General features: G+C 49.5%; 13 protein-coding genes. 12 read left to right on the top strand and 1 reads right to left on the bottom strand.

Going from position 1 to position 14073, the window contains the following annotated elements:
* Positions 1-114: 114 nt before the first annotated feature.
* The 9 genes from miaB (at position 115) to OMP95_RS00890 (ending at position 9161) form a co-directional block, all read left to right on the top strand.
* Positions 115-1455 carry a tRNA (N6-isopentenyl adenosine(37)-C2)-methylthiotransferase MiaB gene (gene miaB / locus OMP95_RS00930; RefSeq protein ID WP_266324961.1) on the top strand — a complete coding sequence of 447 codons (1341 nt, stop codon included), beginning with the start codon at positions 115-117 and terminating at the stop codon, positions 1453-1455.
* A 122-nt stretch (positions 1456-1577) separates the two neighbouring features.
* The gene (locus OMP95_RS00925; RefSeq protein WP_416234621.1) at positions 1578-2456 is read left to right on the top strand and encodes a PhoH family protein; all 879 of its coding nucleotides are present in this window, start codon (positions 1578-1580) and stop codon (positions 2454-2456) included.
* Positions 2453-2917, top strand: a complete 465-nt coding sequence (gene ybeY / locus OMP95_RS00920; RefSeq protein WP_266324957.1) for an rRNA maturation RNase YbeY — start codon at positions 2453-2455, stop codon at positions 2915-2917. Before OMP95_RS00925 ends, ybeY begins: the two co-directional genes overlap by 4 nt.
* Positions 2914-3780, top strand: a complete 867-nt coding sequence (locus tag OMP95_RS00915; protein WP_266324955.1) for an HlyC/CorC family transporter — start codon at positions 2914-2916, stop codon at positions 3778-3780. The genes ybeY and OMP95_RS00915 overlap by 4 nt, the downstream gene beginning before the upstream one ends.
* A complete protein-coding gene (gene lnt / locus OMP95_RS00910; protein WP_266324953.1) occupies positions 3780-5282 on the top strand; it encodes an apolipoprotein N-acyltransferase in 1503 nt (500 codons plus the stop codon). The genes OMP95_RS00915 and lnt overlap by 1 nt, the downstream gene beginning before the upstream one ends.
* Positions 5283-5294: 12 nt before the next feature.
* Positions 5295-6746: a TrkH family potassium uptake protein gene (locus tag OMP95_RS00905; protein WP_266324951.1), complete on the top strand. Its 1452-nt coding sequence runs from the start codon at positions 5295-5297 to the stop codon at positions 6744-6746.
* Positions 6747-7328, top strand: a complete 582-nt coding sequence (locus OMP95_RS00900) for a class I SAM-dependent methyltransferase (RefSeq protein WP_266324949.1) — start codon at positions 6747-6749, stop codon at positions 7326-7328. It begins immediately after the preceding gene.
* A 108-nt stretch (positions 7329-7436) separates the two neighbouring features.
* Positions 7437-7637: a 50S ribosomal protein L31 gene (gene rpmE / locus OMP95_RS00895; protein ID WP_007143969.1), complete on the top strand. Its 201-nt coding sequence runs from the start codon at positions 7437-7439 to the stop codon at positions 7635-7637.
* 30 nt (positions 7638-7667) lie between these two features.
* A complete protein-coding gene (locus OMP95_RS00890; RefSeq protein ID WP_266324941.1) occupies positions 7668-9161 on the top strand; it encodes a M48 family metalloprotease in 1494 nt (497 codons plus the stop codon).
* A gap of 124 nt (positions 9162-9285) precedes the next feature.
* Here OMP95_RS00890 and OMP95_RS00885 read toward each other — a convergent pair whose 3' ends face one another.
* Positions 9286-11493, bottom strand: a complete 2208-nt coding sequence (locus tag OMP95_RS00885; protein ID WP_266324939.1) for a penicillin-binding protein 1A — start codon at positions 11491-11493, stop codon at positions 9286-9288.
* A 365-nt stretch (positions 11494-11858) separates the two neighbouring features.
* Here OMP95_RS00885 and OMP95_RS00880 point away from each other — a divergent pair, with 365 nt between their 5' ends.
* From OMP95_RS00880 to OMP95_RS00870, 3 genes are read left to right on the top strand one after another with little or no spacing between them, the layout of a single operon-like run.
* Complete coding sequence (locus tag OMP95_RS00880) at positions 11859-12917, top strand: pilus assembly protein PilM (RefSeq protein WP_266324937.1); 1059 nt, start codon at positions 11859-11861, stop codon at positions 12915-12917.
* Positions 12917-13480 (top strand): PilN domain-containing protein, encoded by a 564-nt coding sequence (locus OMP95_RS00875; protein ID WP_266324935.1) that lies wholly within the window; start codon positions 12917-12919, stop codon positions 13478-13480. The genes OMP95_RS00880 and OMP95_RS00875 overlap by 1 nt, the downstream gene beginning before the upstream one ends.
* Positions 13480-14070: a type 4a pilus biogenesis protein PilO gene (locus tag OMP95_RS00870; protein WP_266324933.1), complete on the top strand. Its 591-nt coding sequence runs from the start codon at positions 13480-13482 to the stop codon at positions 14068-14070. The genes OMP95_RS00875 and OMP95_RS00870 overlap by 1 nt, the downstream gene beginning before the upstream one ends.
* The last annotated feature ends 3 nt before the right edge of the window (positions 14071-14073 follow it).

The raw sequence follows: 14073 nt of genomic DNA, 5'->3' as shown, positions 1-14073 counted from the left end.
TTGTCATTTATTCAGTGTTCACTATATTTGCTGTTTTTAGTAAAAACAATGGCTTGTATGTACTAATCCGGTAAAAAATAGTATGCTGTGCGCCCTTTATAATTATCTGATCTTATGGCTGGTAAACTTTACATTAGAACCTTTGGTTGTCAGATGAACGAATACGATTCATCAAAGATGGCCGAGGTACTCGCTGATTCTCACCAACTGGAACCGACGGATATTGCGGAAGAAGCCGATGTGCTTTTGCTCAACACTTGTTCGATCCGCGAAAAAGCGCAGGAAAAGGTATTCCACCAACTGGGGCGCTGGAAGCGCTGGAAGGACTCGCGGCCGGATCTGGTGATTGGTGTCGGTGGCTGTGTGGCGAGTCAGGAAGGCGAGGCTATCCGTAAACGCGCGCCATATGTCGATTTGATCTTCGGGCCGCAAACGCTGCACCGTCTGCCAGCCATGCTGGAGGAGGTGAAAAAAAGCCGTAAACCGAGCATTGATATCTCTTTCCCCGAAATCGAGAAGTTTGATAATCTGCCGGCGCCGCGCGCCGAAGGCCCGACCGCCTTTGTATCGGTAATGGAAGGATGCAGCAAATACTGCACTTTCTGTGTCGTGCCCTACACCCGTGGTGAAGAGGTCAGCCGTCCGGTAGGCAGTATTTTGCGCGAAATTCGTCAACTGGCGGCGCAGGGTGTGCGGGAAGTCAATTTGCTGGGGCAGAATGTTAATGCCTATCGTGGTGTGATCGAAGATGATGAAACCGCTGATTTGGCATTGCTGATTCATTATGTTGCGGCGATTGAAGGTATTGAACGCATTCGTTTTACCACTTCACACCCGGTCGAGTTTTCGGACAGTCTGATTGAAGCTTTTGCCGAAGTGCCCGAACTGGTCAATCACCTGCATCTGCCGGTTCAATCCGGTTCCGATCGCATTCTGGCGATGATGAAACGCGGTCATACTGCTGTCGAATATAAAAACAAAATTCGCCGTTTGCTGGAAGTCAGGCCTCATCTAAGCATGTCCAGCGATTTTATTGTCGGTTTTCCCAATGAAACCGAAGCTGATTTTCAGGCGACCATGGATCTGATTGATGAAATCGGTTTTGATCATTCGTTCAGCTTTATTTACAGTGCGCGTCCCGGTACACCGGCGGCGGCCTTTGTCGATTCAGTGTCTGAAGATGTGAAGAAAAAACGCTTGCAGATTATGCAGGATCGGCTATGGGAGCTGGAAAATGCGCATGCCGAAGCCATGGTCGGCACGACGCAATGTATTTTGGTCGAAAGAGAAGCGCATCGTGGTGACGGCGATATGGCTGGACGTACTGAAAACAACCGTGTAGTCAACTTCCAGGGCGATAAATCTCTGATTGGGCAATTTGTTGATGTGCGTATCGAAGAAGCTTTCAGCAATTCCTTGCGTGGCGAACTGCTAACTGATAGCGTGATCGTATAAGCCTTTGGGATAATTTAGTGACCAATTCTTCACATTCGCTCGATAGTGTCAGTTTCGAGCTCAGCCCGACTGATAACCCCCGTCTTGCCAATCTCTGCGGCCATCTTGATGAACATATCAGAATGATGGAACGGGGTTTTGGCGTGGAAATTAACAACCGTGGCACCAAGTTTCAGGTGATAGGCCCGGCTGAGGTTTTGGTTTCGGTGCAGGAGGTTATTCACGATCTCTATGCCGAAACTGCCCAGACGGTATTGGTGCCGGAACAGATCCATATGGCGATTCGCAGAGTCGGCGGCGAAGGGGAAGGCAGCGGCGCAGCTTCGGCAGAGCAGGATGAGGTGGTTATCAAAACCAAACGTGGCTTGATTAAAGCCCGTGGTGAAAATCAGCAGGCTTATCTGCAACGTATTATGACCCACGATATCAACTTCGGTGTGGGGCCTGCCGGCACCGGTAAGACTTACCTTGCCGTGGCCTGCGCAGTAGAAGCCTTGGAGCGGGATTTCGCCCGTCGTATCGTGCTGGTGCGGCCGGCGGTGGAAGCCGGTGAGCGTTTGGGTTTTCTGCCTGGCGATCTGGCGCAAAAAGTCGATCCTTATCTGCGGCCTTTGTTTGATGCGCTTTATGAAATGCTCGGTTTTGAACGGGTGGCCAAATTAATTGAGCGCAATGTGATCGAAGTGGCCCCTTTGGCTTATATGCGTGGCCGGACTTTGAACGAGTCCTTTATCATTCTGGATGAAGCGCAGAATACCACCATCGAGCAGATGAAAATGTTTCTGACCCGTATGGGCTATAGCTCAACGGCAGTTATTACCGGTGATATTACTCAGATTGATTTGCCTGGATCCCAAAAATCCGGCCTGCGTCATGCGATTGAAGTGTTGAAAGATGTCGAAGGTATCGGTTTTACGTTTTTCCAGGCCAAGGATGTAGTGCGTCACTCGCTGGTACAAAAAGTGATTCTGGCTTACGATAAGGCCGACAGGCAGTCATGACCGTCACCGTTGATTTTCAATGTGCTTATCAGGGTAATACGCCGGATCAAGCACAGGTAACACGTTGGGCCGAAGCGGCATTGCAGTCTGTTGATGATGATTGTGAGTTAAGTATCCGGCTCGTTGATGAAGACGAGAGTGCCGAGTTGAACAGTAACTATCGCGGCAAAACCGGTCCCACTAATGTCCTGTCCTTTCCTTTTGAATCGCCTGTAGAACTGGAACCCATATTATTGGGGGATTTGGTGATTTGTGTACCCGTAGTGGAAAGGGAAGCGGCAGAACAAGATAAAAAAGTAACCGATCATTGGGCCCATATGGTGGTGCATGGTTGTCTGCACCTGCTGGGTTATGATCATATTGAAACGGATGAAGCTGAACAGATGGAAGCATTGGAAATCCATATTCTGCAATCTTTAGACATTGCCAATCCCTATATTTTGCGGGGAGAGTTGTCATGAGTGAAGGTCGAACGAGTCGCTCAGGAAGTCATTCCTGGGTGCGGAAACTAAGCAATTTGTTGCTGGAACCGCAGGATCAGGAACAACTGATAGAACTTATCCGCTCGGCTTCTGAGCGGCATATTCTGGACGCTGAGGCTCTGTCTATCGTTGAGGGGGCGCTTAGCGTTTCCCAGATGCAGGCCCGTGATATCATGATTCCGCGTTCGCAAGTGGTGATGGTGTCACGCGATGCCCCGGCGGAAGAAACCCTGAAACTGGTGACCGAGACTGCACATTCACGTTTTCCGGTGATTGATGATGACCGTGACGATGTGATTGGTATTCTGCTGGCAAAAGACTTGCTGTCCGCGGTGGTCAGTAGCGGTGTGTTTGATTTTGATTTACGCGAGTTGTTGCGTCCGGCCGTGTTCATTCCGGAAAGCAAGCGCCTTAATGTATTGCTCAGGGAATTTCGTGCCCGCCGTAACCACATGGCCATTGTCGTGGATGAGTATGGAGGGGTGGCCGGGATTGTGACCATTGAAAATGTGCTGGAGCAGATCGTCGGTGAAATCGAAGATGAACATGATTTTGATGACGATGCCCCGATTCTGCAACGCAATGAAAATACCTACACCATCAAAGCCCTGACCATGGTGGAAGACTTTAACGAGTTTTTCGAAACCAATTGGAGTGATGAAGATTTTGATACGGTTGGCGGCTATGTGGTCAATCAATTTGGTCATTTGCCGGAACGGGGTGAGCAGATTACCATTGATCGTTTTCAGTTTACCGTGTTGCGTGCGGATAACCGCCGGATTTATCTGATGAAAATGGTGTTGCTGTCTCCGGAAGAAGCGCTGGAAGCTGATGTAGAATAATGCGGACAGGAAACGAGCAGGGCTTGCAGGGCTGGAAAGGTAGTATGGTGGCGCTACTGGCGGGTGCGTTGTTGCCGCTGGCTTTTGCGCCATTTTATTGGTATCCCCTGGCTGTGCTCAGCCTCGTTTTGTTATTTTTCAGCTGGCTTGAGGCCTCCCCCAAACAGGCGGCATGGCGTGGCTGGTTATTCGGTTTTGGCATGTTTGGTGTCGGCGTTTCCTGGGTCTATGTCGCTATCCATGTCTTCGGCCAGTCAGGCATGATCCTGGCAACCTTGCTTACCGGCCTGTTTGTGGCTTTTCTGGCTTGTTACCTGGCTTTGCTGGGCTGGTTCATCAAAAAGCTTTCCCCTTCGTGTTCCTCTTTCATCGATCTGATTTTATTACTCCCGGTTGCCTGGGTCGGCTTTGAATTATTTAAAGGCTGGTTTTTGAGCGGTTTTCCCTGGCTGGAATTGGGTGTCAGTCAGATAGAAGGGCCACTGGCCGGATTTATTCCGGTTATCGGTGTGATCGGTGCGTCATGGCTGGTGGCAGTAACGGCCGGTCTGATGATTCATAGCTGGCGGCAAAAGCAGTGGTTATGGCTGTTGCCGGTGGTGTTGCTTTGGGGAAGTGGCGAGGCGCTGAAACAGGTTGACTGGACGCAACCGGTCGGTACGACGGTCAAAACCACACTGATTCAGGGTAACGTGCCACAACAGATCAAGTGGGACCCGGAACAACTGGCGAATACACTGGCTTTGTATCAGGTAACCTCAGAGGTTCACTGGGATAGTGATTTGATTGTCTGGCCGGAAAATGCGATACCGGCGTTTTATCACCAACTCAGGGATTTCTATCTGGAGCCGCTACAGCGTCAGGCCCGGGATCATCAAACGGATATTTTGCTGGGGCTGCCGGTACAGGATGGCCGTGATGGAGAGTACTTCAACAGTATGATGGTGTTGGGTAAGCAGCAGGGTTTTTACCATAAACAGCATCTGGTGCCATTTGGTGATTATGTGCCGTTTGAATGGCTGCGCGGGCTGATTGCCTTTTTTAATTTACCGATGTCCGCATTTGCTGCTGGGCCCGCCGGCCAGCCCTTACTTACCGCTGCCGGTCAGCCGGTCGGTATTTCAATCTGTTATGAAGATGTCTTTTCCACCGAAGTGTTGCAAACACTGCCCGAGGCTACCTTGCTGATAAATGCTACCAATAATGCCTGGTATGGTGATTCATTTGCACCGCATCAACATTTACAAATATCGCGTAGCCGGGCACTGGAGACTGGGCGCCCTTTAGTGCGGGCCACGACAAACGGGATTTCAGCCTTTGTCGACTTTAAAGGGCAAATACAGTCCCAAACACCTCAGTTTGAACAAGCGGTGTTGACCGAAACCATACAACCGCGACACGGTGAAACACCTTATGTGAGCTGGCAGCAATGGCCTATATGGGGTGGGTCGGTGTTCATGTTGCTGCTGTGGGCGTATTATCGTCGAAAAAAATCTGATTAACATGACATATCAATGCAACTTCTGACCATTCAGCGCATTTTGGGGATTCTGCTGTCGCTGTTCAGCATCACTATGCTGCCGCCGGTACTGGTGTCCTGGTATTACCAGGATGGTGCCGGTGAAGCGTTTTTGACGGCGTTTGTATTGCTGTTAGTGACAGGGTTGCTGTTCTGGCTGTCGGCCCGTAAGCATCGTAAGGAATTGAAAATACGCGATGGTTTTATCGTGGTAGTCATGTTCTGGATGGCATTGGGTTTCGCCGGTTCTCTGCCGTTTTTTCTGACCGCTGTGCCGGAAATGTCTTTCACCGATGCGGTGTTCGAGTCGATGTCGGGGCTGACCACTACCGGCGCCACCGTGTTGACCGGACTCGATACCTTGCCGGAAGCGGTGCTGTTTTACCGGCAGTTCCTGCAATGGTTGGGGGGAATGGGGATTGTGGTATTGGCAGTCGCGATTCTGCCTTTACTGGGCGTCGGGGGTATGCAGCTTTACCGCGCCGAAACACCGGGGCCGATGAAAGATGCGAAACTGACCCCGCGTATTACCGAAACAGCAAAAGCGCTCTGGTATATCTACTTATCCTTGACTATTGCCTGTGCGCTGGCTTTCCACTGGGCGGGCATGAGCTGGTTTGACGCTATAGGCCACAGTTTCTCTACCGTTGCCATCGGTGGTTTTTCGACACATGACGCCAGTATGGGGTTCTTTAATAGTGCCACGATTGAAATGGTCACCGTGGCGTTCATGCTGGTGTCAGGAATGAATTTTTCCCTGCATTTCCTTGCCTGGCGGCACCGCAGCATCCGCCATTACCTGAGTGATTCTGAATTAAAAGTTTTTCTGGGCATTATGCTGCTAATCTCAATAGTCACCTGCGGTTATCTGTATTTCACGAATACCTTCGACAATCCCTGGACGGCCATTCATCAGGGTATTTTTCAGACGGTGTCGATTGGTACGACAGCGGGGTTTACCACTACGGATTATTATTTATGGCCGGGTTTTTTGCCGATTTTGCTGCTGATGACCAGTTATATCGGTGGTTGCGCATTTTCTACTGGTGGTGGTATCAAGGTGATTCGGATCATGCTGCTGTTCAAGCAGGGCTATCGTGAGGTGTTACGATTGATCCATCCCAATGCCATATTTGCCATCAAAGTGAATGGCAAAGCCTTGCCGGCGAATGTCGTCGGTGCGGTATGGGGTTTCTTTGCGATGTATGTCTTTTGTTTCAGCATTATGCATTTACTCCTGATGTCGACCGGGCTTGATGTGGTGACCTCGTTTTCAGCGGTGACGGCCTGTCTCAACAACCTGGGGCCGGGCCTGGGGGAGGTAGGCGCCAATTTTGGTGATATTAATTCGCCTTCGAAATGGATACTGTGCATGGCTATGTTGCTGGGACGGTTGGAGATATTCACCTTGCTGGTTGTATTGACGCCCGCATTCTGGAGGCGTTAGATGAATACTGAACAGCAAAAATGGGATCAGATTTATACGGATAAAACACCTGGCTTGCCTCAGGCTGCAGAGGTGTTGGTTCAGAATCGGCACTTGCTGCCCGCTAAGGGCGTTGCACTTGATTTGGCCTGTGGCCTGGGGGGGAACAGCCTCTTGCTCGCTCAGAGCGGACTTGATGTGCTGAGCTGGGACGTCTCGCCGGTAGCGATTGCCAAACTGCAACAACTGGCCAGCCAGCAAGTGCTCAAAATCCGAACCGAGGTCAGAGATGTGATCCGGTTCCCTCCGGACAAGCAGTCGGTCAATGTATTGCTGGTGAGTCATTTTCTGGTCAGAGATATAGCCGCTGATCTGGCCGCTGCATTGAAACCGGGAGGTTTGCTGTTTTATCAAACGTTCTGTCAGGATAAGGTCAGTGAAGTGGGGCCCAAAAATCCGGATTATTTGTTGGCTGATAATGAACTGTTGCGGATGTTTGCCGGTCTTAAGGTAAGAGTTTATCGTGAAGAGTCATTGCTGGGACAGCGTGATTCGGGCTGGCGCAATCAGGCTATGCTGGTGGCAGAGAAGCCTATGGCTTGAAATAAACTTGCTAGCCGGCGGCTTGATCTATAGAATAACGCGGTTCAAAAGCTCATAACCTGTGGTTAGAGCGAGATTTTTGCAAACATACATTTAACGAGTACAGATATGAAAGCGGATATCCATCCAGATTACACCGAGATCAATGTTACCTGCAGCTGTGGTAACACCTTTAAAACTCGCTCTACACGCACTTCAGACTTGACTCTGGATGTGTGCTCAGAATGTCATCCGTTCTATACCGGCAAGCAGAAAATGCTGGATACGGCGGGGCGTGTAGACAAATTCCGTCAGAAATACGGTAAATAAGCTGACGGAACCAGACTTTATGGTTTGATTATGCTTAACGTGTTCGTACAAGGTTGTACAAGTCACGACAGATTTCGAAGCCTCTGCCTGTTGGTGGGGGCTTTGTTGTTTATGGGGTTGGCTGGTTGTGCTCAGAATCCGGTTACCGGTGAGCAGGATTTTGTCCTGTTCGGCGAGGATAAAGAGCTGGCAATTGGTCGCGATTATCACCCCAAGATCATTGCTGAATACGGCCGTTATGATGACGAGGTTTTACAGGCCTATGTACAGTCGGTCGGGGAAAAGCTGGCTGCCGTCAGCCATCGTGATGATTTGATATACCGTTTTACGGTACTCGACACGCCGGTTATTAATGCTTTTGCCCTGCCTGGCGGCTATATCTATATTACCCGTGGCCTGATGGCCTACCTGAACTCAGAAGCCGAGCTGGCTGCTGTATTGGGGCATGAAATCGGGCACGTTACCGCCCGTCACGGGGTGAGACAACAGAGCGCGGCGCAGGCGGCAAACCTGGGTTATACACTGGGCGCTATTTTATTCCCGGAACTAAGAGCCAGCGGCTCGCAAAACCTGTTTAATATTTTGGGCGGAGCGCTGCTGAGCGGCTATGGCCGTGAGCATGAGCTGGAGTCAGATAGACTGGGCGCTGAATATCTGGCGCGTGCCGGCTATACGCCACATGCCATGATTGATGTTATCAGTGTGTTAAAAGACCAGGAAACCTTTGCGGCTGCAGAAGCCAAGAAACAGGGCAGAGACTATCAGGGTTATCATGGTCTGTTTGCCAGCCATCCCGATAATGACACACGCTTACAACAGGTGGTCTCTGCGGCTGATCAGTATATCAGTGCGCAGAATGGTCAGGTTTTGCGGGATGCCTATTTACAGAAAATCAGGGGCATGACTTTTGGCGACAGTGAAGATCAGGGCATTCGCTCTGATAATCATTTTTATCACTTGTCGATGCGTTTTTCACTGGATTTCCCGCCGAACTGGCATATCAATAATAATCCGGACAGTCTCCAGGCTATCGCTCCTGAAGGTAAGGCCTTGATAGAGATGGGGGCCGCCGATATCAATCGCAAGCTGACACCCCAGCAGTTCATTCAACAGCGCTTGAAGATTGATGATCTCCGCTCAGGCCGTACCCTCAGTAACCATGGCCTGGAGGGGTATACCGGGCTGACTACACATCAGAATAGGCCTCTGCGAGTTGGCGTAGTTTATTTGCGTGATCAGGCTTTTATCTTCTTGGGCAGCAGTAAAAACAGCCGTGAATTTGGTCAATTCGATAACGATATCCTGGATACCATCAACAGTCTGCATAGCCTGCGGGATGAAGAGATCGAACTGGCAAGGGAACTGAAGATTGATATTGTGACTGTCAACAAAGATGACAGTTATGCCAAATGGGCCGGCACCTCGCGGATCAGTAATAGTCCGTTGCAGCAGTTACGCCTGTTGAACGGTGATTATCCCGATGCCGAACTGAAGCCGGGGCAGAACGCGAAAATAATCCGTTGATATGAGCCTGTTTGCAGTTCCTCAATAATTGTAGCGAAGAGGACTGCTTTTCCGCAGGGCAGGTTGCAAGTCGTTCCAAATCAGAGCCAGGTAGCGGTTCACTGGGGCGTTTATATACAATCCCTTAGAACAAATCGATGACAGGTGCCGCGCCGCTGTCACCCGCATACCCCTGACCGGCGGCTGGTGCCATTTCGGTGGGTACATGTTCCTGACGGAATGTCTCATAGATTGCATCAACTGCTTCCGGTCTTGCCAGTAGTCCTGTTGCCGGATCGATTCTGACAGTGACCATATCTACCGGTGGTTCCAGCGACTCTTCCGGCAGACCTTTCAATGCCTCTTTCATAAAGTCTATCCACATAGGCAAAGCTGCACGGCCACCTGTTTCATAATGACCCAGTGAGCGCGGAGTATCAAAGCCTACCCAACTGATGGCGACCAACTCGGGATGAAAGCCGTTAAACCAGGCGTCGACCTGATCGTTAGTCGTCCCGGTCTTGCCGGCCAGATCATTTCTACCCAGACTCATGGCTTTACGTCCTGTGCCGTATCTGACAACGTCCCTGAGTAAGCTGTTCATGATGTAGTTGTTTTGTGGCGTCATAATACGCTGAGCCGGTTTGAAAGCAGCAGAGTCCAGGTCGACTTCATCCGGCAAACACGTTTCACAGACTGTGTGGGGCTGTGCCTGCATAAGGGTGTTACCATTTGCATCGACAACACGTTGCACCAGATAGGGTTCTATACGGTAGCCTCCGTTTGCAAGTGCAGAATAAGCCCGTGCCATATCCCAGGGGGCGGCACTGCCACTGCCTAAGGCGAGCGAGAGATTGCTATGCAGTTGATTGGGGTCGAAACCAAATTTCTGAGCATAATCAACAGCATATTTGGCACCGATATCCCGTAACAAACGAATAGATACCAGATTTCTGGAATGTATCAGTGCTTCCCTCAGACGAGTGGGACCGTAGAACTGCCCACTGTAGTTTTCCGGTCGCCAGACATTTTCCAGGCCCGGATCATCAAATACAACCGGTGCATCGTTAATGATACTGGCAGGGGTGTAGCCTTTCTCCAGGGCTGCGGAGTAGATAAACGGTTTAAACCCCGAACCGGGTTGGCGCCGTGATTGTGTGACGCGGTTGAATTTATTCTGGAAGAATTCAAATCCGCCATTGAGGGCCGTTACCGCGCCATCATAAGGAGCAACTGCAATTAGAGCGCCTTCAGCTTGTGGAAGTTGCGCCAGCTGCCAGTTGTCTGCAGTCAGTTTTTCGACTCTGATAACATCCCCGGTCTTCACAACATCTGCGGCCTGCTTGGGTACAGCGCCGCGACTGTTGGTGCTGAGCTGTTTCTGTGCCCACTTCATTGAGGCCAGACTCAGTGTTACAAAGCCATGCTTTTTGATGTAAACAGAAGCACTGTCTTTGCTGACATCAGTTACGATAGCGGGTTTCAACGGCCCAATAGCGTCGAATTTTCCGAGTAGTTCTTCCAGAATTTCTTCGCTGCTGTTTTCGTCAACTTTAATGTTTTCAACCGGGCCGCGATAGCCATGTCTGCGGTCGTAAGCCAATAATGCAGTTTGTAATGACTGATTAGCCGTTCGTTGGTGTTCAGCCCGGATGGTTGTGTATACGTTAAAACCGTTGGTATAAGCATCTTCACCAAAATCTTCAATTAACTTGGTGCGAACCATTTCAGCAACATAGGGCGCGTAAACTTCTATCTCAGGCCCGTGATATAAGGCAGAGACAGGCGCTTGACTGGCTTCGATATATTGTTTTTCATTAATGTAACCAACCTCCCACATACGGTGTAGTACATAATTGCGGCGGATCATGGCCCGTTCCGGGTTGATTATGGGGTTGAACTTGGAAGGGGCCTTGGGAAGGCCGGCAATCATCGCCATTTCGGCTAACGTCAGTTCGCTCAGCGGCCGACCGTAATAGACGTTCGCCGCCGCACCTACCCCATAAGCCCGATTGCCGAGATAGATTTTATTTAAATAGAGCGTAAGAATTTCTTCCTTGCTAAGCACTTGTTCCATTTCCAGCGCCAGGATGATTTCGTTGATTTTGCGCAGATAGGTTTTTTCTTTAGATAGAAAGAAATTGCGGGCGACCTGCATGGTGATAGTGCTACCGCCCTGAGTTTTAGAGCCGGTTGTCAGCAGCGAATATACCGCCCGCAAGATACCCTGATAATCTACTCCCGGATGTTGGTAAAAACGATCATCTTCTGCTGCAAGAAAGGCCTCAATCATGGATTGAGGGATATCCTGATATTCAACAGGAATACGTCTTTTCTCGCCGAACTCAGCCATTAACAGGCCTTCTGAGCTGAAGATACGCAAGGGGATCTGCAACTGCGTTTCTTTAAGCGTGTTGGTATCCGGTAGCTTGGGAGCCAGTAAAAAATAAACGGCGGCAGTAGCTATGATAAAGACTATGGATAAGGCTATGATAAATTTTAATATCTGACGACTGAGTTGAAACATTGGGAGATTAAATTCGCAAAAAAAGAGTCACTAGAGTATATATAAAGGCGTGAATAATAACAGTGGATCAATTCAAACCCTTCGCGTTGTTGTGTTTTTTGTTGACATTAATTATATTCTTAATAAACTACTTTAACTAATAGGGCTAAGTGAATCTCTTACGATTGGTTCAACGGGAATTGAGGCGATAGATGTTCGGACAAAAAAAATCCCCTTTGTTAGGGATCGACATTAGTTCATCGGTGGTGAAAGTACTTGAACTCAACAAGAAAGGGGAAAGATATACTGTTGAGTCCTATGCCGTTGAGCCGTTACCTGTTAATGCGGTTGTAGAGAGCCGTATCGAAAACCGGGATGAAGTGGCTGGTGCAATACGACGTGCTATCAAGCGCTCCGGAACTAAAGCAAAAGAAGCCGCAGTCGCGGTGTCGGCTAACTCCGCCATTACCAAGACAGTTTCTTTTCCCGCTTCGCTGTCAGAGAGGGAGCTGGAAGAAAATGTGCTGCTTGAAGCCGAAAACTACATACCTTATCCACTGGAAGAAGTCAGGCTTGATTTCGAGGTTCTAGGCACTTCATCCGCAGATGTTGAAGCAGTGAATGTGTTGCTGGCTGCCTCCCGCCGTGAAAATGTGGATGCGCGTACCGAAGTGGTTGAAAAAGCTGGATTGAAGCCGATGCTGGTGGATGTAGAGGCTTATACCATGGAAAACGCGTTTGGACTCATAGCCCAACAATTGCCTCATCATGGTCAGGGACTGACTGTTGCCGTGGCAGATGTCGGTGCTACGGTCACCACACTTCATGTTTTAGTTGATGGCAAAATCGTATTTACCCGCGAACAAACCTTTGGCGGGCGCATGCTGACCGAAGATATCGAGCGTCATTATGGCATGTCTTATCAGGAAGCTGGCCGGGCTAAGAAAGATGGCAGCTTGCCCGATGATTACGGTCCGAAGGTGCTGGAGCCTTTCAAAAGAGCCATGACGATGACCGTCACCCGTGCTCTGCAATTCTTTTTCTCTGCATCTACCCAATACCAGTCGATCGACCATATCATCCTTGCTGGTGGCTGCGCCTCAATTAAAGGCGTGGATGCCATGATTGAAGAAGAAACCGGTACCTCTACCTCAGTGGCTAATCCTTTTTCAGACATGGTGCTGGGACCGAGAGTGAAAATACAGGCTTTGAGCAATGATGCGCCATCGATGATGATTGCTTGCGGCCTGGCAATGAGGAGCTTTGACTGATGGCCCACATTAACTTGTTGCCATGGCGTGAAGAGCGCCGACAGGAGAGACAGACGCGGTTTTATATAGCACTGGTTGCAGGGCTTGTTTTTGCAGCTGCTGTGCTTTATCTGATTGTGATGTATGCCGATGGCCTTATTGAAGAACAAAATCAGCGTAATGCTTTCCTGCAACAGGAAATCAGTAAGCTGGACAAGCAAATAAAAGAAATCAACGATCTGGAAAAACAACGGGATCGTCTTCTGGCCAGAATGCAAGTGATCCAGGAGCTTCAGCAGAGCCGCCCCAAGGTGGTCAAGGTTTTTGACTCACTGGTACGAATCGTGCCGGAGGGTGTTCACCTCGATAAAGTGACCCGGACAGGAAATTCACTCAGCTTTGATGGTGTTGCCCAGTCGAATGCCCGGGTTTCCGTGTTTATGCGCGAAATTGATGACAATGAAGAATATGGTGAGTCAAGGCTCAAAGTCATCCAAAGAACCTCTACAAGTGATAATGCGATCAGGAAGTTTACTGTCGAAGTGAACGAGTCCGCCCCGAAACCTGAAGACGGAGAACAATAATGGAATTGTCTTCAATTACCGAACTCGATTTCAATGAAAGTGGTGAATGGCCGCTGCCGATAAAAATCGCAGCAGTTGTAATTATTTGTGCCTTGGTGTGGGGCGGTGGTTATTACTACATACTTAAGGACAAGAAAACTGAGCTTGAATCCCTTGAACAAAAAGAAGTGCAGCTCAGAACGACATTTGAAACCAAACAGGCCAAGGCGGTAAACCTGGAGGCTTACAAAGAACAGCTGGCGGAAATGAGAGTCCTGTTTGCTTCCATGCTTGAACAATTGCCGAGAAAAAGTGAAGTACCCGATTTGCTGGTCGATATCTCCCGTACAGGTTTGATCAATGGACTGGAATTTGAATTATTCAAACCCGAAGGTGAGCGGCCGGTGGATTTTTATGCGGAACTGCCGATTACGATGAAAGTCACGGGGTCATACCACCAGTTCGGGGAATTTGTCAGTGGTATAGCCGCATTGCCCAGAATAGTCACTTTGCACAATATCAAAATGGGGCCGTTGAACCAGAAAACCGGCAAAATGACCATGGACATTACGGCAAAAACATACCGTTACTATGATGACAAGAACGATTGATAT

Origin of the sequence: Methylophaga sp. OBS4 (assembly GCF_026319305.1) — a bacterium.
Classification (GTDB): domain Bacteria; phylum Pseudomonadota; class Gammaproteobacteria; order Nitrosococcales; family Methylophagaceae; genus Methylophaga.
This window is presented reverse-complemented; position numbering and strand designations above follow the sequence as displayed.

Coding starts and splice junctions, on each gene's coding strand:
- OMP95_RS00925 (WP_416234621.1), top strand. CDS start 1,578: ATGATGGAACGGGGTTTTGGCGTGGAAATTAACAACCGTGGCACCAAG.
- lnt (WP_266324953.1), top strand. CDS start 3,780: ATGCGGACAGGAAACGAGCAGGGCTTGCAGGGCTGGAAAGGTAGTATG.
- OMP95_RS00885 (WP_266324939.1), bottom strand. CDS start 11,493: ATGGCTGAGTTCGGCGAGAAAAGACGTATTCCTGTTGAATATCAGGAT.
- rpmE (WP_007143969.1), top strand. CDS start 7,437: ATGAAAGCGGATATCCATCCAGATTACACCGAGATCAATGTTACCTGC.
- OMP95_RS00900 (WP_266324949.1), top strand. CDS start 6,747: ATGAATACTGAACAGCAAAAATGGGATCAGATTTATACGGATAAAACA.
- OMP95_RS00905 (WP_266324951.1), top strand. CDS start 5,295: ATGCAACTTCTGACCATTCAGCGCATTTTGGGGATTCTGCTGTCGCTG.
- OMP95_RS00880 (WP_266324937.1), top strand. CDS start 11,859: ATGTTCGGACAAAAAAAATCCCCTTTGTTAGGGATCGACATTAGTTCA.
- OMP95_RS00875 (WP_266324935.1), top strand. CDS start 12,917: ATGGCCCACATTAACTTGTTGCCATGGCGTGAAGAGCGCCGACAGGAG.
- OMP95_RS00915 (WP_266324955.1), top strand. CDS start 2,914: ATGAGTGAAGGTCGAACGAGTCGCTCAGGAAGTCATTCCTGGGTGCGG.
- OMP95_RS00890 (WP_266324941.1), top strand. CDS start 7,668: ATGCTTAACGTGTTCGTACAAGGTTGTACAAGTCACGACAGATTTCGA.
- ybeY (WP_266324957.1), top strand. CDS start 2,453: ATGACCGTCACCGTTGATTTTCAATGTGCTTATCAGGGTAATACGCCG.
- OMP95_RS00870 (WP_266324933.1), top strand. CDS start 13,480: ATGGAATTGTCTTCAATTACCGAACTCGATTTCAATGAAAGTGGTGAA.
- miaB (WP_266324961.1), top strand. CDS start 115: ATGGCTGGTAAACTTTACATTAGAACCTTTGGTTGTCAGATGAACGAA.